The sequence below is a fragment of the Vibrio sp. D173a genome (genome assembly GCF_030248475.1).
Genome location: NZ_JAHGAH010000163.1, coordinates 36,638 through 56,199, shown reverse-complemented (window position 1 = coordinate 56,199; position 19,562 = coordinate 36,638). Strand labels below are relative to the sequence as shown.

Annotated in this window: 22 protein-coding genes; 19 read left to right on the top strand and 3 right to left on the bottom strand. The window is 45.8% G+C overall.

What is annotated here, in order from left to right; all coding sequences use genetic code 11:
• Nucleotides 1–303: 303 nt before the first annotated feature.
• On the bottom strand, nt 304–660 hold the full coding sequence (locus KIV40_RS16960) for a YibL family ribosome-associated protein (RefSeq protein WP_005530256.1): 357 nt from the start codon (nt 658–660) through the stop codon (nt 304–306).
• Between the two features lie 84 nt (nt 661–744).
• Entirely contained in the window at nt 745–1,740 is a 996-nt protein-coding gene (locus KIV40_RS16955) for a 2-hydroxyacid dehydrogenase (protein WP_285350364.1), read from the bottom strand.
• Between the two features lie 177 nt (nt 1,741–1,917).
• On the opposite strand from KIV40_RS16955, the gene KIV40_RS16950 reads away from it, so the two are divergent.
• Nucleotides 1,918–2,400 (top strand): murein L,D-transpeptidase family protein, encoded by a 483-nt coding sequence (locus tag KIV40_RS16950; protein ID WP_021018086.1) that lies wholly within the window; start codon nt 1,918–1,920, stop codon nt 2,398–2,400.
• 25 nt (nt 2,401–2,425) lie between these two features.
• Here the strand turns inward: KIV40_RS16950 and KIV40_RS16945 are convergent, their stop codons facing one another.
• Nucleotides 2,426–3,136 carry a glycerophosphodiester phosphodiesterase family protein gene (locus KIV40_RS16945; RefSeq protein ID WP_285350363.1) on the bottom strand — a complete coding sequence of 237 codons (711 nt, stop codon included), beginning with the start codon at nt 3,134–3,136 and terminating at the stop codon, nt 2,426–2,428.
• Nucleotides 3,137–3,549: 413 nt separating this feature from the next.
• On the opposite strand from KIV40_RS16945, the gene KIV40_RS16940 reads away from it, so the two are divergent.
• The 18 genes from KIV40_RS16940 (at nt 3,550) to KIV40_RS16855 (ending at nt 19,552) form a co-directional block, all read left to right on the top strand.
• Nucleotides 3,550–4,215 (top strand): response regulator transcription factor, encoded by a 666-nt coding sequence (locus tag KIV40_RS16940; RefSeq protein ID WP_285350362.1) that lies wholly within the window; start codon nt 3,550–3,552, stop codon nt 4,213–4,215.
• Nucleotides 4,215–5,588, top strand: coding sequence for a sensor histidine kinase (locus KIV40_RS16935; RefSeq protein WP_012130145.1), 1,374 nt, complete (start codon nt 4,215–4,217; stop codon nt 5,586–5,588). The genes KIV40_RS16940 and KIV40_RS16935 overlap by 1 nt, the downstream gene beginning before the upstream one ends.
• Before the next feature lie 206 nt (nt 5,589–5,794).
• On the top strand, nt 5,795–7,885 hold the full coding sequence (locus tag KIV40_RS16930; protein WP_285350360.1) for a TonB-dependent siderophore receptor: 2,091 nt from the start codon (nt 5,795–5,797) through the stop codon (nt 7,883–7,885).
• Nucleotides 7,886–7,959: 74 nt separating this feature from the next.
• Nucleotides 7,960–8,727 carry a DUF3450 domain-containing protein gene (locus tag KIV40_RS16925; protein WP_029388703.1) on the top strand — a complete coding sequence of 256 codons (768 nt, stop codon included), beginning with the start codon at nt 7,960–7,962 and terminating at the stop codon, nt 8,725–8,727.
• Nucleotides 8,728–10,095: a MotA/TolQ/ExbB proton channel family protein gene (locus tag KIV40_RS16920; protein WP_285350358.1), complete on the top strand. Its 1,368-nt coding sequence runs from the start codon at nt 8,728–8,730 to the stop codon at nt 10,093–10,095.
• Nucleotides 10,095–10,649, top strand: a complete 555-nt coding sequence (locus tag KIV40_RS16915) for a MotA/TolQ/ExbB proton channel family protein (RefSeq protein ID WP_134976322.1) — start codon at nt 10,095–10,097, stop codon at nt 10,647–10,649. Before KIV40_RS16920 ends, KIV40_RS16915 begins: the two co-directional genes overlap by 1 nt.
• Nucleotides 10,646–11,050 carry a biopolymer transporter ExbD gene (locus tag KIV40_RS16910; RefSeq protein WP_005432634.1) on the top strand — a complete coding sequence of 135 codons (405 nt, stop codon included), beginning with the start codon at nt 10,646–10,648 and terminating at the stop codon, nt 11,048–11,050. Before KIV40_RS16915 ends, KIV40_RS16910 begins: the two co-directional genes overlap by 4 nt.
• Nucleotides 11,050–11,670 (top strand): energy transducer TonB, encoded by a 621-nt coding sequence (locus KIV40_RS16905; RefSeq protein ID WP_134976320.1) that lies wholly within the window; start codon nt 11,050–11,052, stop codon nt 11,668–11,670. Before KIV40_RS16910 ends, KIV40_RS16905 begins: the two co-directional genes overlap by 1 nt.
• Nucleotides 11,667–12,839 carry a hypothetical protein gene (locus KIV40_RS16900; protein ID WP_012130139.1) on the top strand — a complete coding sequence of 391 codons (1,173 nt, stop codon included), beginning with the start codon at nt 11,667–11,669 and terminating at the stop codon, nt 12,837–12,839. Before KIV40_RS16905 ends, KIV40_RS16900 begins: the two co-directional genes overlap by 4 nt.
• 172 nt (nt 12,840–13,011) lie before the next feature.
• Nucleotides 13,012–13,857 carry a type II CAAX endopeptidase family protein gene (locus KIV40_RS16895; RefSeq protein WP_285350357.1) on the top strand — a complete coding sequence of 282 codons (846 nt, stop codon included), beginning with the start codon at nt 13,012–13,014 and terminating at the stop codon, nt 13,855–13,857.
• Between the two features lie 136 nt (nt 13,858–13,993).
• Nucleotides 13,994–14,623 carry a PepSY-associated TM helix domain-containing protein gene (locus tag KIV40_RS16890; RefSeq protein ID WP_285350356.1) on the top strand — a complete coding sequence of 210 codons (630 nt, stop codon included), beginning with the start codon at nt 13,994–13,996 and terminating at the stop codon, nt 14,621–14,623.
• Nucleotides 14,624–14,645: 22 nt separating this feature from the next.
• Complete coding sequence (locus tag KIV40_RS16885) at nt 14,646–15,185, top strand: DUF2271 domain-containing protein (protein WP_086370325.1); 540 nt, start codon at nt 14,646–14,648, stop codon at nt 15,183–15,185.
• A 16-nt stretch (nt 15,186–15,201) separates the two neighbouring features.
• Nucleotides 15,202–16,032 (top strand): DUF4198 domain-containing protein, encoded by an 831-nt coding sequence (locus tag KIV40_RS16880; RefSeq protein ID WP_134976314.1) that lies wholly within the window; start codon nt 15,202–15,204, stop codon nt 16,030–16,032.
• A 44-nt stretch (nt 16,033–16,076) separates the two neighbouring features.
• Nucleotides 16,077–16,397: a hypothetical protein gene (locus KIV40_RS16875; RefSeq protein ID WP_005432620.1), complete on the top strand. Its 321-nt coding sequence runs from the start codon at nt 16,077–16,079 to the stop codon at nt 16,395–16,397.
• Entirely contained in the window at nt 16,394–16,945 is a 552-nt protein-coding gene (locus KIV40_RS16870; protein ID WP_285350354.1) for a DUF6162 family protein, read from the top strand. The genes KIV40_RS16875 and KIV40_RS16870 overlap by 4 nt, the downstream gene beginning before the upstream one ends.
• A 62-nt stretch (nt 16,946–17,007) precedes the next feature.
• The gene (locus tag KIV40_RS16865) at nt 17,008–17,943 is read left to right on the top strand and encodes a metal ABC transporter solute-binding protein, Zn/Mn family (RefSeq protein WP_285350352.1); all 936 of its coding nucleotides are present in this window, start codon (nt 17,008–17,010) and stop codon (nt 17,941–17,943) included.
• Nucleotides 17,943–18,677: a metal ABC transporter ATP-binding protein gene (locus tag KIV40_RS16860; protein ID WP_285350350.1), complete on the top strand. Its 735-nt coding sequence runs from the start codon at nt 17,943–17,945 to the stop codon at nt 18,675–18,677. The genes KIV40_RS16865 and KIV40_RS16860 overlap by 1 nt, the downstream gene beginning before the upstream one ends.
• Nucleotides 18,677–19,552 carry a metal ABC transporter permease gene (locus KIV40_RS16855; protein ID WP_285350348.1) on the top strand — a complete coding sequence of 292 codons (876 nt, stop codon included), beginning with the start codon at nt 18,677–18,679 and terminating at the stop codon, nt 19,550–19,552. Before KIV40_RS16860 ends, KIV40_RS16855 begins: the two co-directional genes overlap by 1 nt.
• The last annotated feature ends 10 nt before the right edge of the window (nt 19,553–19,562 follow it).

The window sequence follows — 19,562 nt, the reverse complement described above, 5'->3', positions numbered from 1 at the left end:
CTGACGTTTGAGAATTGGATGGGATTTGCATCAAATCTCAAGTCAGTCGCGACTTAGGGTTAGTCGTCCTCGAACTCAGTCACTAAAAAGAAAGCCTGTTGAGAAATCAACGGGCTTTCGTCGTTTTTAGCATTTGAAAGTTGTCTAAGGTTTCACCTTCTAATAAGTTGAAAAGTGCGCATGTTGCACTGTCACTCGCCGTTTAAATAGATTTCAACCAAAACACAACTTACTGAATTTAAAATACAAAAAAGCCCAAGCTAACTGCTTGGGCTTTTCAATATCCGTTGCTTAATAGAGTTATTAGAACTCTTTTGGAGCAAAACCTGTCATGACGTCTAGGCGTAGTTCTTTACCTACTTTTGTAAGCGGATGAACAATCACTAGGCCGCGTACACGCTTTTTAAGCTTGCCGATATCTGCTTGCTCTGCTTTAGTGATTTCACGAGAGAATGGCATATCAAGCAGGCTCTTACGCTCTTTGTTCAGCTCGTATGTTTGCTTGTGCTTAAGTTGATTTAGTTTCTTGGTTAGATCGTCAACTTCATTCGTGAACTTAGTAATCATTTCATGATCACCACGAGAACGCGCCGCATCCAGTTTGCGTTGGCAAGTATCTAAACGGTTGTGCAGCTTTTGAATATCGGTTTTTATGCTCATGGTAATTGGACTCAAATTTTTAATGGTCGAGGAGTATAGCATAGCTGAAATTCAACGCTCTACTATACTGCTCGATCTATTGATTTAGTTGATCAGTTCATTACCTGACGGGTTGCCGGTAAAGAAAGCATCCACGTTGCTTATAGTTACGGACGCGATGTTATTCAGGGCTTCATGAGTCAAGAATGCTTGGTGCCCAGTGAACAATACGTTGTGGCATGCAGATAAACGGCGGAATACGTCATCAACAATTACGTCATTTGATTTGTCTTGGAAGAATAAGTCTTTCTCATTGTCATAGACGTCCAAACCAAGTGCACCAATCTTGCCTTGTTTCAATGCTTCGATCGCCGCCACGGAGTCTAGTAACTCGCCACGGCTGGTATTGATGATCATTACGCCATCTTTCATTTGCGAGAAGGAATTCTCGTTGAGGAGGTGATAGTTTTCTTTGCTCATTGGGCAGTGCAAAGAAATAACATCGGCCTGCGCATAGATTTCTTCAAGAGAGCAGTAGCGTGCGCCCATTTCCAACGCAAGTGGGTTTTCATATGGATCGTAGCATAGTATTTCCATGCCCAAACCTTTAAAGATGCGCATGGTTGCGATACCAATTTTGCCCGTACCGACGACACCTACGGTTTTGCCATGGAAGTTAAAACCCACTAAGCCTTCCAAGTTGAAGTTAGCATCACGAGTACGTTGGTATGCTTTATGTAGGCGTCTGTTTAAACACATCATCATACCGACGGTGTGCTCTGCGACCGCCTCTGGCGAATAAGCAGGGACGCGCACCACTTGCAGCCCGAACTCTTTTGCTGCTTTTAAATCTACCTTATCAAAGCCTGCACAACGCATGGCGATCAACTTAGTGCCACCGAGAGAAAGCTGTTTAAGTACTGGAGCTGACAAATCGTCATTTACAAATGCGCACACCACTTCGCAGCCTTGTGCCATTTTGGCAGTCTTAGAGGTCAATCGAAAATCATGGAAATGGAATTCGAAATCACGATGATTTTTGATTTTGTTAAAAGACGCTTCGTCATAGGATTTTGCACTGAAAAAAGCGATGTTGACCATAATACCCTCTCTATTTGTGCTGGATTTATAAAGTAACATCCTTATAAAGTAATCCAAGTTCGTTACAAAGAGTAGCGAAATTTGAACATATTCAGTTTGCTTTAGAATCACCATCTGACTAGCATGGGTTCTCTTTTTTTGTTTTCCCTATGAGTGGGTTAGTTAGGCGTTCTGGCGATGTCAGTAAAATGGTTGTCTTTAATCTTATGTTGTACGTTTGTGTCCGGTGCTCAGGCTGCGGTTGACTTGGTCAAAGTTGATAAGTCAAAACGCAGAATGTATCTGATGGACAATGGCGAAGTGGTTAAAGAATATCGGATTGCGTTAGGGGCTAATCCGAAAGGACACAAGCAAGAAGAGGGTGACAATAGAACGCCGGAAGGAGATTACACGCTAGTTTACGTGATTAACGACTCCGCTTTCTATCGCTCCGTTCATATCAGTTACCCAGATGCAATTGATCGTTTGGAGGCGCATCGAAGAGGAGTTTCTCCTGGTGGTGCGATTAAAATTCACGGCCTAAAAAATGGAGAGACTCAAGCTCCACAGTTTATTCAGAGCTTTGACTGGACCAATGGTTGTATCGCCATTACCAATGAAGAGATGGATGAATTTATCAGGCTCGTCAAAATGGGAACTCCGATTAATATCGAGTGGTAGTGGAGCTCCATTTCCGAGTTTATTTTTAAGGCATAAAACGGCTTGGGTGATCACTAAAGATACCATCCAATGCAGGTAGGTGTTTTAGCTTGTTGGGGTTGTTCACGGTATAACACATCACCTTATAACCCGCTTGTTGCAGCTTCTTGATTTGACGAGAACGCACCCAGTTAATATTGAGGTTACAGCTGTAAGCTTTAACTTCCTCTAATAATAATCGGTCTTTACGAGAAAAAAACTCGCTCAAAACACCTAGCCTATAGCCTTCACAGTGCTTGTGTAGTGCCCTGATAACCTCGTGACTAAAGCTTGATAAAAGGATGTGGTCTTTAGCTAATGGGCCTTCTAGTAGAGTATGAGTGACCATCTTGGCAACATCTTCCGCTGAATGATGATCGACTTTCACTTCGATATTCAGGTTTAGGCCATTTGCCGCAGCGAGTTCTAGTAGCTCTGTTAGAGTCATGATGGATTCGTTGGCAAATTCATTGCTAAACCAACGACCAAAATCTAACGCCTTGAGCTCAGCAAGGGTCATTTGATCAATACGACCTTTGCCATTACTGCAACGATTCACGGTATGATCGTGGCAAACTACTAGTACGTTGTCTTTGGTTGGCTGCACGTCAACTTCAACCCAAGCCAGTCCCATATCAATAGCAGCTTGAACGCTGACTTTTGTGTTTTCCGGGTATTTACCTGCCACACCTCGGTGACCTATCAGTAGCGTTTTCATATACGTCTATTCTCAATAAGAAACTGCAAAGAATTGTACTCTTTTTTACGGCTGATCAAAGCGTTCAAATGTATGAGGAGTTTTATTGGCTCGTATTGATCCCGATAAATTCATCACGGGGATCATACAAGCAAGATTCGGGTTGTTCGCTGAAGACAAAATGCCGCTCACAAGATTTCTGCAAACGTATTATGCGTTACGTTACTTAAATCGTTGAAAGTTTTGTCAAAGTAACGAGTTTAACGTACTGATTTTTTAAGGCGTTATGTAGGACGAATCGGATACGGAGAAACTTACTGAGAGGCGAGCCTTTTTTGAGCCATTTACTGAAATAAAAACCACAAAAACTATGGTTGTTTAATTTGCAAATGAGTAATAGAATGCGAACCATTTTTATTTAATGGTGGTTGGTAATGTCTCGAGTTTTGATCGTTGATGATGACGTTCCGTTGTGCGAACTGTTAGAAACTGTGCTGCAAGAAGAAGGCTACACGGTCTCATCGGTACACTGCGGTGAGAGTGCACTGCAGTACATGGAAAAAACACCAGTTGATCTCGTTCTCCTTGATGTAATGCTACCAAACTTAAACGGGATGCAAGTTGCTCGTCGTATTTGCCAACGTTTTGCCACGCCGATTTTGATGCTGACTGCGCTCAATGATGAGAACTCAATGTTAGATGGTTATCAAGCGGGAGCTGACCAGTACATCGGTAAGCCATTTAACGTTGCAGAGCTGTTGATGCGTATAAAAGCAATTCTTCGCCGCGTAGGGTTAGAGCGCCAGAGGCAAGCGATGTGTAATACGGTTCAAAGTATCAGCGGCCAGTTGAACAGTTTGCCTCTGACTGGCACGGAAGCGGAACTACTTTGCTACTTGGTGAAAAACCAAGGTGTTGTCATCTCCAAAGCTGAACTACAGACCCAAGTTTTGAAGAAAGAGCTCAGCCCTTTTGATCGCAACCTAGATATGCACATCAGCAATATTCGTCGAAAATTAGTGGAAGCTGGCTTTTCCAAACAGCATATAAAAACGTTTCGTGGGAAAGGCTACAGCTACCTTGAAGCGGTAACGAGTTAATGAAGTTCGTTTGCCCATCCTACATCGCTAAGCGCAGAGACAGTCTTGCCTTTCAGCTCTTTAGTTATATGACGGCTATTGTCATTAGCATTTTGGCTGTTCAAGCGGTTGCAGAACAAGCTTTGGTGAAAGCCATGCTTAAAGTGCCAGCGAGTGTAAAAGTTGAAATGCTAGAGCTCGCTCATCAGGCAAATATCCTCATTGAGGAAGGCGACATGGATGAACTAGCGGACTGGGCAAATGCACAACACTTCTATCTATTCGTGCTCGACGAAAACCAACATCCGTTGACGCACCGTATGATGCACCCTCACTTTGAGTTCAAATTAAAATTCAAAAGAAGCTTGGACGAGCAACTAGAAGACCGAGTAAGTCGCCCAATATTTAGCATCCCTTTGGTTGGCAATAACAGCTTGATGATCCAATTGCCACACCAACTACATCCGGCACATGATTTCATTCTTTATTTTTCTATTCTAAAGGTTGTGATTGCTGGAGTGATATTGGCACTGTTTTCATTGCTGATGGCGCGTAATCTACAGCAGCCTTTGGACCGATTGAGAGAGGCGAGCAAGAAGCTTTCTAATGGTGACTTCAATGTCAGTGTGGTAGATGAGTTGAAATCGAATACGCGAGAATTTAATGAACTCGCGCGAGATTTTGACCACATGACCAAAGAGATCCATTCATTGGCGGAGAAGCAGCGCCGGTTAATTCGTGATGTTTCCCATGAATTGCGTACGCCTCTTGCTCGACAAAATCTCGTGCTGCATCTATTGCGAAAGCGAGTCGGTGACAGTGAACAGAGCTTAGTGAATCGAATGGAAGAAGAAGCCAATGAACTTAACCACTTGATTGGCGAGATTCTGGAGTTCAGCCGATTAGAGAATGCTCGTTACGATACAGAGCTAAAGCGCATTGATCTCGAGGTCTTGCTTGCTCCTCAAGTGGAACGATGCAAGATAGATTTAAAAGCTCAGCAGAGCCTTTCATTTGTTTCAGACGCGACAAGGGCTAAGGCTCAATGTGATGACACTTTAGTGGTGCGATGCTTAAACAATCTGATTGGTAATGCGATTAAGTATGCAGGGGACTCTGCTCAAATAGAAGTTCGCTTATCGAATAAAGCTTCTGATACACAGAGTTACTTGGCGGTAACGATTTCTGACAACGGTCCTGGTATTCCACAAAATAAGTTGTCAGATATATTCGACCCATTCACTCGTTTAGATGCCTCTCGTGACAAGAAGTTAGGTGGCTATGGTCTAGGGCTAGCGATAGTCAAAGAGTCGATGAGAATGATGGGGGGCAAGGCTGTCGCATCAAATAGACCTGAAGGTGGACTTGCCGTTACTTTGCTGTTTCGGCAGTAAGCGAAATCACGCTCACGAGTAATAATGTGACTCGCATCTAGTTCATGAATCAAATTGAACACGGCCTCTTTACAAATCTTTACGAATGCAAAGAATGTAAATTTAATGCAAATGGTAATAGTTGTCATTTATATTCACTACCGAAATAAATACAAGGGAATCACATCATAGAGTGTGCGACCCGAAAATAGTCGGAGTGAAAGGATATGTTTACTAAGAGCCAATTGGCATTAGTGATCGGTGCGGTGCTAGCAGCGCCTGCAGTGGCAGAAGTTCAAACAACAGATGAACACTTAGTAGTAGAAGGCCGTGAGTTTGGTTACAAAGCGGATACCAACAGCACAGCAATGCGTATGGAAATGACGCAGCTGGAAACTCCGGGGCAGGTTGCTGTGATCGATGAAGCAGTCATCGATGAGCAGCGTGCAAGTACACTAGGTGAGGTTCTACAAAATGACGCAAGTGTTAGCGCAGGTGGTACGAGCCGTAACCGTGAGCGTTTCTCACTACGTGGTTTTGAACTAAGCAGCTCGGATGGCTTCCTACGTGATGGACGTCAGCACTGGTCTCACTACCGTCAACCAATTGAGCTTTTAGAGCGAGTTGAAGTTCTTAAAGGGCCTTCAGGCCTACTTTACGGTAAGTCTGAGCCGGGTGGCCTTGTGAACATGGTTTCGAAGAAGCCAACAACAGAAACGCAAGCAAGCTTGAGCCAAGATATTGGTTCAAATGATCACTCACGCACAGTATTAGATGTGAGTGGTGCCCTGAATGAAGAAGAAACGCTGCGTGCGCGTGCGATTCTTGCCAAAGAGAGCTACGGCTCATGGCGTGAATACGGTGATGGCACTGAGCCACAGACTGACCGCGTAGTAGGTGGTCTGGTTGTGGAATATGACATCACGGAAGATATTATGGTGTCGGCTCATTATGACCGTACTAAAGATGACGGTAGTGTTGATTCAGGTGCTTACATTGTGGACGGTAAGCCTGTGCTTGGAGACAAGTATATTTGGGATGCACAATGGTCGAAGATCGATAACGATGTAGAAAACTACGGTATAGACATTAACGCGCAAGTTACAGATAACGTAAATGTGAAAGCGGGCTATAACCGTCAAGACTTTAAGCGCTTTGATGTGGAATCTTACCCGAAATTCGATATGTACGAAGAAGACGGAACGATCAAGCACAAGGGTAACGAGCGTTCAGACCACTGGGTATTTGATACTGCTTACGTAGATGTGACGACAGATTTCTCTTTGTTTGGTACAGACAACACCTTCTTAGTCGGCGCAAACTACCTAGATTACAGTTACGACCGTTTTATGGCTTTCCATGACGGTGAGTATGTTCCTGCGGGTGAAACGGTCGCGAAGCCTCAGCCAACGAGCTCTAAAAAATGGCCGACTAGTGAATACGACACTTGGGGTATTTACGCGCAAAACATGATGACAATTAACGATTACTGGCAGGTACTTGCTGGTGTTCGTTATGATGAGAAACGCAGTGATGAACTGACAGAAAGTCAGGTCTCACCGAAGCTAGGTGTAATTTTCCACCCAGCAAGTAACGGCTCGATTTACGTTCAATACTCTGAGAGCTTTATGCCTCAAGGTACAGTAAATAGCACGGACTACACTAACGATGGTGAAGAGCTAGATGCAGAACGTGGTATCTCGTACGAAGTGGGTACCAAGTGGGAGCTATTTGATGAGCGCCTATACGTTACGGGTGCGCTATTCGATATCACCCTTGAAAACATCGCGCTAGATGTAGAAGACGGTGTTAATGCTGGCGGCGACGTGATGTACAAGAAGACGCAAGATGGCGAACAAGTGCACCGTGGTGCAGAAATCCTAGCGCAGGGCTTTGTAACTGAGGAGCTTTCACTAACGGCTTCTGCAATGTACCTAGATGCTGAAATCACTGAAAGTGCAGATTACAAAGGCAACCGTCCGGCAGACGTTCCAGAGTTTTCAGCAAGTGTTTGGTCTAGCTACAAAGTTCAGAACAACACCAACGTTAACCTAGGTTTGATTTATGAAGGTGAGCGCTACGGTGACGCGGCGAACACATTTAAGAAAGATGGGTATGCACGTATTGATATGGGCGTGTCGTACACACACAAGTATGATGAGAACTTGGATATCGTAACTCGATTCAATGTTGAAAACCTGTTTGATACTGATTACCTAGCAGGTGGCGGTAGCACCAACAGTAAGCAAGATGGAGCGAGTGGCGTAGTGATTGGCGAAGGCCGAAACTACATGGCGACTATCCAGTTCAAGTACTGATAACAATCTGATTTTTAAAGGGGAAGAGTGGTCTTCCCCTTTAGTCGTTTTTGGAAAACAGAAATATAACTCGTATGAATCTAATGAAATCAAGTATCGCTCTGTTGATCTCATCGGTTTTGATTCCCGTTCAAGCGGAAAATCTTAACGATGCACAAGCAGTGCAGGGTAAAACCAACCAAGCGTCGGCAGTGAGCCAAAAGCGCATTGATGCAAGTGCAGAGAAATCTTTGTCTCTAGAAGCTGAAATTGAGCAGCTGCAAGAAGAAGTCAGCAACTTGAAGATTTATCGCGATCACCTGTCAAATCTTGTCGATAGCCAGAATGACGAAGTCGCCAGTTTGAACGAGCAGATTGAGCAGATCGCTCAGACTCGTCAAGGCGTAGTGCCTTTGATGTATCACATGCTTGATGGCCTTAAAACGATTGTGGCGAATGATAAACCTATCCGCAAAGCACAGCGTGAAGAGCGCATTGAAAAACTTGATGCCATGATGACCCGAGCTGACGTCGCGGATGCTGAAAAATTCCGTCGAATTCTAGAAGCGTACCAAATTGAAATGGACTACGGCACTAAGATTGGCGTTTACCAAGGTAAGATCGCTTTGGACAGCGACGACCAAGTGGAAGCCGATATTCTCTACTTAGGCCGAGTGTCACTTATTGCGCGTAGCCTGTCTGGTGAGCATTTCTGGAGTTGGTCTCAGCAACAAAAAGCATGGCAAGCCGTTGGAACGGAACAGAAAGCAGAACTCGATAACGCATTTGCTATGGCGAACAAACAGATAGCACCGAGCATGCTTACTTTGCCTGTGTCTCTAAACGTTGCGGAGGGCAAATAAATGATGAAGAAATGGCTATCAGTCGCATTGATTTCGAGTACTGCGCTTCTATCGCACACCACATTTGCAAGCGACACATTACTGCAAAAAGCACAACAAGAAAATCGCCAACAGCAGTCACACAATGTGGCTCGTGAGTCTGGCTTTAAGCAAACCCAACAAGAGCTGCAAGCAATGAAAAACAAGCTTGTGGCAGAGCGAGCAGCGCTGCAAGCAGAAGCTGACACCCTCGGTGTGACATTCAGTGAAAATGAAGCTGAACTGGCTCAGCTAGAAGAAAAACTACGCCTTGAAACTGGCAGCTTAGGTGAGTTGTTTGGCGTTGTTCGTCAAAACGCAAAAGAGCTGGAAGCAGAACTTAAGCATTCTGTTACTGGTGTAGACGCAAACTCATACCAGCAAAATATCGATGATATCGTTGCTGCTAAATCACTACCAACATTGCCGCAGCTTGAAGCGATGTGGCGCAGCATGGAAGAGCAAGTTAAAGCAAGTGGTGAGCTGGCGAACGTGTCATTCTCATTGCTCGATGGTGAAGGTCGTGAGCAAACGGTTGATGGTGTCCGCCTTGGCTCAATGGCACTGTTGGACGACGCTGGTTACGTGAAGTGGAATGGTCAGCGCGGTGATGCGGTTAATTACCTGCGCCAACCAGAAAATGGTCCAACGGCAAGCAGCGTAAAGGCTGGCGAAATTGATGCCGTGGTGATTGACCCATCTCGTGGCATTCTACTTGAGCAACTAGCAAACTCACCAACGATGGCAGATCGCCTGAACGCAGGTGGTGTGGTTGGTAAGATCATTCTTGGCTTGTTAGCTATTGGTTTGATTATCGCGCTGGTTCGTGGTGTGTCATTGATCATCGCTCGTCAAAAGATCGCCAAACAGCTTAAGAGCCCAGCTCAACCAGAAGATAATCCACTCGGTCGTATCTTAGCGGTTTACCAAAAAGACAAACATCGTAGCGTTGAAGCGTTAGAGCTTCGCTTATTAGAAGCGGTCGTGGATGAGCAAACGCACCTTGAGAAAGGCCTATCAATGCTGAAATTACTTGCGGCGCTGGCACCGATGCTAGGTCTGCTGGGCACAGTAACAGGCATGATCGAAACGTTCCAAGTGATCACTCAGTTTGGTAACGGCGATCCAAAAGTCATGGCTGGCGGTATCTCAATGGCACTTGTTACCACTGTACTTGGTCTCGTTGCGGCAATGCCATTGCTTCTTGCTCACAACGTATTGAGCTCTCAAGCAGAGAACATTCGCAATATCCTTGAGAAGCAAGGTATTGGCCTTGTGGCAGAGCAAGCTGAGCGTGATATGCCAAAAGGTCAAAAAGCACCGAATACTGTAGCGGAGAACGCAGCGTAATGGAGCAGATCCTACTCAACACATTGGGTTTGATCAGTGAGGATTGGGCCTCAACCTTGATGCGTTTTATGCAGCAAGGTGGCCAAATCCTATGGTGGTTGGCAGCCGTTGTTGCGATGTGCTGGTTACTGGTTATGGAGCGTGTTCTTTACCTAACAACGGAATTTCCAAAGGTGAAGAAACAGCTTTGTGCGCAGTGGTCGGCAAGAGCTGATCATCATTCTTGGTACGCGCATCAAATCCGCGAAGGATGGATTGCCAAAGCGCACATTGAACTGCGTCAAAATCTATCAACGATTAAAGTTCTTGTGGCCATTTGTCCAATGCTAGGTCTATTAGGAACGGTAACAGGTATGATTACGGTTTTTGATGTGATGGCCACACAAGGTAGCAGCAATCCAAAATTGATGGCTTCTGGTATTTCACTTGCGACGCTGCCAACCATGGCAGGTATGGTTGCAGCACTTGCTGGCATGTTTGTGCATGCGCGCTTAAGCAAAGTGTGTGAACGCAAAGCCCTCCAGTTAGAACAATCTTTAAGGAGTCAGAAGTGAGACTCGGACGTAGAACCAATCGACAGGATGAAGCACAGATCGACTTAACCTCGATGCTGGATATTGTCTTCATCATGTTGATCTTCTTCATTGTGACTAGCTCATTTGTACGTGAGTCTGGTGTGGAAGTGAATCGCCCTCAAGCATCGAATGTCGTTAGTCAAAAAGATGCGGGTATTTTTATTGCGGTAACCGCAGCAAATGACGTGTACATCGATAAACGTTTGGTGGACATCGAGCGTGTCGAAGCCACCATTGAGCACCTATTGCTTGAGCAGCCAGATGCATCGCTTGTCATTCAAGCGGATGAGCATGCTTACAATGGTACGGTTGTAAAAGTCATGGATGCGGCGAAGGGTGCTGGCGTGAAGAACATTGCTTTGGCGGCGGAGAAACCTTAATGAAAAGGCTATTACTCGCGCTACCAGCATCAGTTTTGATCGCGGTGAGCTTGTTTAGCTTTATGGCGTGGATGGTCGATAAGGGCAATCAACGTGCACCTAAGCCTTCGGAGGCGGTGCGCTTTGATATGGTGATGGTAGAGAATGATGCTGATGTTCAACGTCGTCAACGCTCTGTACCTGAGCAGCCTGTACCACCAAAATCGCCAGAGCCGATGGATCTGTCTCAAGCGGAAACCCAAGTAGAGCCAATGAGCCAAGTAACGCCAATCAGCGCATTGGGTTTGAATACTGCGCTGGATGGTATCGCGATCAGTGCGCCGAACTTAAAAGGCACCATGGGCAACCAACAGGCGATAATGCTTTACAGCCCAGAGCCTCGTTATCCAAGCAAAGCCCTAAAACGTAAAATGGAAGGTTACGTAGTGATGCGCTTTACCATTGATGCGACAGGTCGCCCTAAAGACGTTGAAGTGATTGATGCTAAGCCTAAGAGAGTGTTCGAGAAAGATGCTATTCGTGCATTGAAGAAGTCGAAGTACCAACCTAAAGTCGAAAACGGTGTCGCGGTGGAGCGCTTTGGGCAAACCAGAAGAGTGGAGTTCAAGTTACCCAAATGATGAAGCAATTCTTTATCGGAGCGGTGTTAAGCCTGAGTGCTTTTACCACTGTCGCGAATGAACTGAGTCAGTACACGGCGACTCGTGTTCAGCGTGCCCACAACCTAGCGCAAGAAGAAAAGTTGCAAGAAGCCATCTCCACGCTCGAAGGCCTCGACTTATCTCGCGACTATGATCAAGCGTTTGTTGCTCGTATGCTGGGTATTTTCTACTGGCAAAATGAGCAAGTTAAGCCTGCCATCAAACAACTGGAGATCGCTGTGAATAGTGGTCTTTTGAAAGACGAGCAAGCTTGGCAAACACGTAAGATGTTGGCGGATATGTTGCTCAACGAGCAGCAATTTTCTAAAGCTCTACCTCATTACTACGACTTGAGTAAAGCAGTACCTAAAACGCAAAAAGCACATGATATTTGGTTACGTATCGCACAGTCTCATTACCAGTTAAGTCAATGGAACAAAGTGCTTTCTGCGATGGCTCGATACGAGAAATTGGGTCAGCCAGATGAGATGGCTCCGTTATCGATCAAATTGTCTGCAGAGCTTGAACTGAAAAAGTGGGGTCCTGCAACTGGCACGATCAAACGCTTGATTGCGATTGAGCCTGAGCGTGTGGAATGGTGGCGTCAGCTTGTTGCTCTGTATTTACGTGTTGATGATGACAAGCGTGCGCTGGATTCTCTCGCTCTTGCTAAATTACAAGGCGTCGCGTTGAACCAAGATGACTTAAGACTTCTTGCTCAGCTTTATGGCAAGCGTGGCATCCCGGAGCGAGCCGCGAAAGTGTTGGGTGAGCTCGATGACATTAACTCAGATAGCAAACTGAAAGCTCAACAAGCGACGTTTTGGCAGATGGCTAAGGAGTGGGATAAGTCGATAGCAAGTTGGCGAGTGGCTGCAAAGTTGGATCGTCAATACTACTGGAATTTGTCTCAACTGCTTGTTCAAGAAGGTCAGTACAAAGACGCGCTGGTTGTTTTGGACAAGGTTTCTGGGCGTAAAGCCGATGTGGCATTAGTGAAGACTCGTGCTTACTACAAGCTGAAACGCCTAGAAGATGCACTAGCGAATGCCAAACGTGCAAACGAGATTGAACCATCAACCCAAGCCGAGAGCTGGGTTAAATACTTGTCTCAACTACGCAAAGCAAAAACGAGCCAGAATAGCTAAGCCAATTGTAAACAGGCTATGTGTTAATGCTCGAAAGACCCGAGGTAACTCTCGGGTCTTTTTGTTTGTAAATATTGAGTCTGGTTCGATCTCTTTTTAAATATCATAACGTTATATTACCTTCATCCAGCGTTAAGACTGGAACGTCAGTTTTTCTTATAAGGACAATACTATGATTCTCGATTCTGCTATCTGGCTATGGTTACCACTTATTCTCGCGATAGGTGCGGTATTTTTGCGGCAAAGGGCGGTTGCTCTATCTTTACTTGGACTCACGTTGCTGAGTGCACTGTTTATCGGTCGGATAGAGTTGATCGCATTCGCAAGTACTTTGGTGGTTTTGGGCGTGGCGTATCGATTGCCTATGTTGGCGTCGAACCAAAAAATGAAGCTCGTTTATTATTTGGGCTGGAGCGTTGTGATCATTTGGTGTGTGATGCTCTTTGTGCATCTCATTCCGGGATTTAATAATCTGCAAGTTCTCGACAAAGTGACGGCAGGCCCACTGAGCGCACCTTTCTCGATGTATCTGAACTTAGATAAGCCGCTGGCTCTTTTTGCTCTCTTTCTCGCTTATCCTTTTTTGCTGGGGAGTGAGGCTAAAGGCAGAGTAAAACCTGCATTGCTGGTGATGATTCCGTTACTTTCACTGCTGCCTATTGCCGCTATGCTTGGTGCATTAAAGCCGGAGTTCAGTTTGCCATCATGGTGGTGGCTATTTGCGTTGAACAACCTAATACTCACTTGTGCGGCTGAAGAAGCGCTGTTCCGAGGGTTTGTACAGCAATCATTATCCCGCCGTTTTGATTGGCGACTAGGTTTGGTTATCGCTAGCATTTTGTTCGGCTTGGCTCACTTTGCTGGTGGTCCTCTACTTATCGCATTCGCAACGTTAGCGGGACTAGGCTACGGGCTGGTGTTTCATTTCACTGGTCGCTTGTGGTGCGCGGTGTTAGCCCATTTCTTATTTAACTTCTGCCATTTGGTGTTCTTCACTTATCCTATTTTAGCTCGATAAGCTTCTCTTCATGTGCTCCCGTCGTTTCTGCCGGGAGCCTGACTCTGCCTCTAAACGTAAACAATGTAAATTAAATGCCAATACGAATGATTATCACCTAAATTATTCGCTCATTTACTGGTGATGATTGTTTTTTATGTTGCTCAAAAGCAAAGGTGTGCAAACTTGGGCACGCCGTCTGCACATTTACATTTCGATGGCTCTTTTATTGGTGACGCTATTCTTTGCGTTAACTGGTATCACATTAAATCGCCCAGAACTGTTCGAGCGCAGTGAACCCATCATTCAGCAACACACGCTGACCATTCCGAATGAACAACTCTTTGCTAACGAGGGAAGCTTCCAACCTAATCGCTCTGCCCTGTTGAGTTTCTTAACACAAGAAACAGCCTTACGAGGCACGCCATCAGCACTTGATGTGTACACCGAGGTTGAGGACGGTGAGTTGCTCATTGGTGAGCTTTCTTTGGATTTCAAAGGTCCAGGTTACAACGCGACAGTATTCGTTGATATGACGACCGGTGAAGCTGAAGTTGAAAGCACCAACTACGGCACTGTTGCGCTATTAAACGACCTACATAAAGGCCGAAACAGTGGAGAGGTTTGGAAGTGGTTTATTGATATCACTGCCTTGCTGATGGTCTTTTTTGTTTTGACTGGTGTGTGTCTGCTACTTCCAAAGAAAAAGACTTTTAGAACCTCAATGCAGTGGATGTCTTTTGGCACTGTGTTGTCACTTATTATTTATTTTGCTGCTGTGCCATAGCGGCCTATTCAGAGAAAACCCGATGTTAAAAAAAGGCCGATCTTTTTGTCACCACTCCTTTTGCAAAATGGCTTTGATTGCAGCTTTAGCTCCTTTGCCTCTATTGGCTGCGCCTTTACCTGACAGCGCAAAAGTCGATTTTGAGTTTGAGTTACCCAAAATTGATACCTCAATGTATGCACGCCCTTATGTGGCACTTTGGATTGAGGATGAGAAACGCAAACCAGTGAAAACCATCCAGCTTTGGGTCGGTAAAGATGAATGGCTGAAAGATCTTCGTAGCTGGTGGCGCAAAGTAGGTCGTTACGATCGTGAACTGGTTGATGCGGTGACATCAGCAACTCGCCCGGCAGGTCAATATCGCTTTGTTTGGGATGGTACCAACGACGATGGTCAGCGCCTTGAGCAAGGTGATTACACGCTCCATGTGGAAGTGGTGCGTGAGCATGGTGGTCGCAACTACCTGCGTCAAAAAATTCAGTTAGCGGACAAAGAAGCACGCTACCAAATCAAACCAACGGAAGAGACGGGCGTAATCACCGTCAATTACCAAGTTAAGTGATAGAGAAGGAATAATAATGAAAACCAAAATGAAAGCGGTGGCACTAGCAAGCGCAATGGCGATGGGGTTAGCTGCGGCGACAACGGCACAAGCGCACCCTCGTTGGGTTCTTCCTTCTCATTTCACGGTATCAAAAGAAGGCGGTGATTGGCTGTCGTTCGATGTAACCGCATCTCACGGGACGTTTGTTTTTGATAAACCAGCAGGCAGCGAGCAAGCGTTGGTGATCATGCCCGATGGTCGTTCTGAGCGTCCTAACTTTGTTGTGCGTGGCAAACGCCGCTCGATGTTTGACTTCTATTTCGAAGAGGAAGGCACACACAAGGTCGCGATCAACAATCAACCTAGCTATTACACCCAATACAAAGCAGGCCGTCGTGACACGGTTAAATGGGCAAAAGCGAGTAAAGCTGACCGCGCGAGCGTTATTCCAGAAAAAGCGCGTGATGTGGTGACTCAGCTAAGCTACACCCGCGCAGAAAGCTACGTAACGGTGGGCATGCCTACAGAAAAAGCACTTGAGATTGAAGGTAAGTTGCTTGAGATGAAGCCGCTTACGCACCCATCAGACATTATTGAAGGTGAAGAAGTGATCTTCCAATTTTTCTTCAATGGGGAGCTTCAACAAGGTGTGACTGCGGAAATTACTCGTGAAGGTACGCTTTACCGCAATCATCAAGAGCAAATCGATGTAGTGAGTGATAAAGACGGCAAAATTACGTTCACGCCGGAAGTGGCGGGCCGTTACCTGATGAAAGCCAACTACAAAGGTGAGCTGAAAAACGACCCACTAGCAGATAAAGCCAGTGCGAATGTTCACCTGACTTTTGAAACGCAACTTAACTAATCAAAGCTTGGCTCAGTGAAACACTGAGCCATTTTGGATGCACCATGAAAAACCTTTCAATTCTTAAAGTCTCAGCTATTTTTGCTGGTTTTATTTCCTTTCAAGCCGCGGCGCATTTTCCATTGATGAGTTGCCATCTAGAACAAGAAAAAGTGATCTGCGAAGCGGGCTACTCTGATGGTTCAACTGCAGTGGATTACGATGTTGAGATGTACGATTACGATGACAACTTGATTGCCAAAGTAACCACGGACAAGCGTTCGATTGCTGAATTTACTCATCCTCAAACGGACTTCTACCTTGTCTTCGATGCTGGTCACGAAAACCCAGTAGAAGTGGATGTGGTTGAGTTAAAAGAAAAATGATTACCCAGAAAGTTCGCCCAGATAATGGCAGTCGCGAAGGCAAATGGGTTGCTCTGACCATTGCTGGCATACTCGCTATATCAACGCTTTTGCTGCCTTATCATCAAACCGAATCAGAACATACTGAAGCACTCGCACATCAAGTATTGATTACCGATCTTGAACAAGAAGAACTTGCCATGATTGCTGAGCTCAAACTTGCTCATGAGGAAATCCGTGATCTTCATATTGATGAAGGCCAATGGCCAGAAATCAGTGAGCTGGAAGAATTTTGGGTTGCTCCATTTGTTAAAGACCAAAGCTGGCAGCGCAAAGGCTCTCATCAGTGGCAAAAGCTGGATACGGGTCTTTACATTGGTATTAGGCAAGGCGAGAAGGGCTCGGCTTCGATGCTCCTAGACAGTCGTCATGAGCAAGCTGATATTTGGCTCTCTACATCAGCTTCACTGGGGCAATTGAGTCACCTTATCCAGCAAGACGAGCGAAAGCAAAATGGCTGGCACCAGGTTGTCTTAATGCCTTCATCCACTGCTACGCATGCCCACTAAGTCGTTATGATCCATCAATATTGCGATCAACAAGTCATCACGTTCAATAAGTAACCATCAATATGATAACAACTATCAAGAAACGCGCCTTCTTACGTCGAATTCTAACGGCATGTACTTTACTGGCCGTGTCCACTTCAACCTTCGCAGATAAGCTGAACATAGGTATTACCTTGCAGCCTTACTACAGCTATGTCAAAGCGGTGGTCGGAGATAAAGCGGAGATCATTCCTTTGGTCGATGCAGGCTTTAATCCTCATAACTATTTGCCGCAACCGAATGATCTTAAGCGTTTGAACCAAATGGATGTGATTGTCGTGAATGGGATTGGCCATGACGATTTTGCACTAAAAGTGATCCAAGCGGCTCAACGTGATGACCTAGTGGTGATAGAAGCAAACAAAGAAGTACCGCTGTTACCAGCAATGGGGCAATCAGTCGGCAAAGGTGCGGTGAATCCACATACGTTTGTTGGCCTATCGACTACGATTCAAAAGGTTTACACCATTGCGAGTGAACTGAGTAAACTTGACCCAGAAAATGCCGCTTTTTACCGTAAAAATGCGCGAAAGTACGCAAAAGCGTTTCGCCTTCTAAAGCGTGATGCCATGTTGTCACTTGGGCAGTTAGATACGGCAGGCATGAAGGTTGCGACCACGCACAATGCTTACGGTTATATCTTGCAAGAGTTTGGTGTCGATGTTGCAGCGGTGATTGAACCAGCACACGGTGTCGAGCCAAGTGCTAGCCAACTTCAAGAAACCATTGAGAAGATCCGTCAATCCGGCATTGATGTGCTGTTTTACGAACTCAATATGCCTAACCGCTTTGTCGATACGATCGAAGAAGCGACTGGCGTACAGCTTTACCGTTTTTCTCATATGACCCATGGCGAGTACGAAACCAATAAGGTTGAAGTTGAAATGCGAGAAAACGTTGCGACGCTTATTGAAGCGATGAAGTTCGTCGCAAGCAAACACGCGCAGGAGAAAGCGTGATGCCAGGCCCTTCTATTTCTCTTGACGGGGTAAGCCTGAAATATGGTGACAACCTCATTCTGCAAGGTATTCAAACCCAGTTCGAGGCGGGACAATGCCACGTCATTATGGGGCCTAACGGTGGTGGTAAGACGTCCCTGTTGCGTTCAGTGTTGGGCCTAACGCCTTTTACTGGTGATATCTCGGTTCATTGGCCAGATCCAAAGCAGACGCAACAAGCAGGTCAAATTGGTTATGTACCTCAAAAGGCCATGTTTGAAGCCAGTCTGCCACTGACAGTGATGGACTTTGTATTGCTGAATCAAACACGCGTTCCGCTGTTTTGGCGACGTAAGTCTAAGCAAACTCAACAAGCACTGGCTCAGTTAGAGCGTGTGGGGATGGCTGCGCGTTGTGACCGTCGTATGGGACAACTGTCAGGCGGCGAACAACAGCGGGTGTTGTTTGCTCAAGCTTTACTGGACGACCCAAGTTTGCTTGTCCTAGATGAGCCAACAACAGGCATGGATGAGCAAGGGGTTCGTTACCTAGAGGGTTTGATTCATGAAGTGGTCGCAGAAGGGAAAACAGTTCTCGCTGTACATCATGATGTAACGGCTGTGCGTCGTTTAGATGCCCAAGTTCATGTTGTGAATCGTCAGATAGTTGCGTCAGGACATCACTCTGAGGTGTTAAGCCCAGAGCGAATTGAGTCTCTGTTTAAGCAGTACACCGCGAAAGTGGAGGCTGCGTAATGGATTGGTTAAGAGAACTGGCTCTGCATGGCGTTGAAGCGGGTTGGTTAAGCGACAGTTTTGCTTATGCGTTTATGGTTAACGCGATTGTCGCTGCGTTAATTCTGGGTCCTTTGTTGGGCGGTTTGGGCACGTTGGTGATTGCCAAGCGTTTGGCGTTCTTTTCTGAAGCCGTCGGTCACGCAGCTCTGACTGGTATTGCGATTGGTGTCCTGCTGGGCGAGCCACCAGAAAATCCATTTATTGGACTGTTTAGTTTCTGCATGATCTTCGCTTTATTGCTGCATTTCGTACGAAATCGAACCAATGTTCCATACGATACACTCGTTGGTGTATTCCTTGCGCTGGCTTTGGCAGTTGGTGCTGCCTTGCTGATGTATGTGGCACGAAAAATCAATATCCACATGTTAGAGAACGTTCTGTTTGGCTCGATCCTGACGGTGACAGATAGAGATATTACGATTTTGGCAGTGAGTTGCTTGATCATTTTATTACTGCTGATCCCGACATTTAACCGCATTTTGTTGACTTGCATCAGCCCAGATATTGCTCGTGTGCGAGGCTTTAATACCAGCTTCTATGATTACCTGTTCGTTATGATGATCACGCTTGTCACCATTGCAGCAGTGAAGATCATTGGTGCCGTGCTAGTCGGTGCGTTGCTACTTATCCCAGGGGCTACAGCACGTCTACTCACTAAGCGAATAGGTAGCTTTGTGTTGCTCTCATCCTTACTCGCAACCATCGCGTGCTTGGTGGGGACGGTCTTACCGATGGAGTTGGAACTTCCGGTGCCATCTGGCGCTTCGATCATTATCGTTTCTGCCATTTTCTTTTTAACCGCAACGATGTACCGCATCGTACGTAAAGCCTAGTCAGGTATCT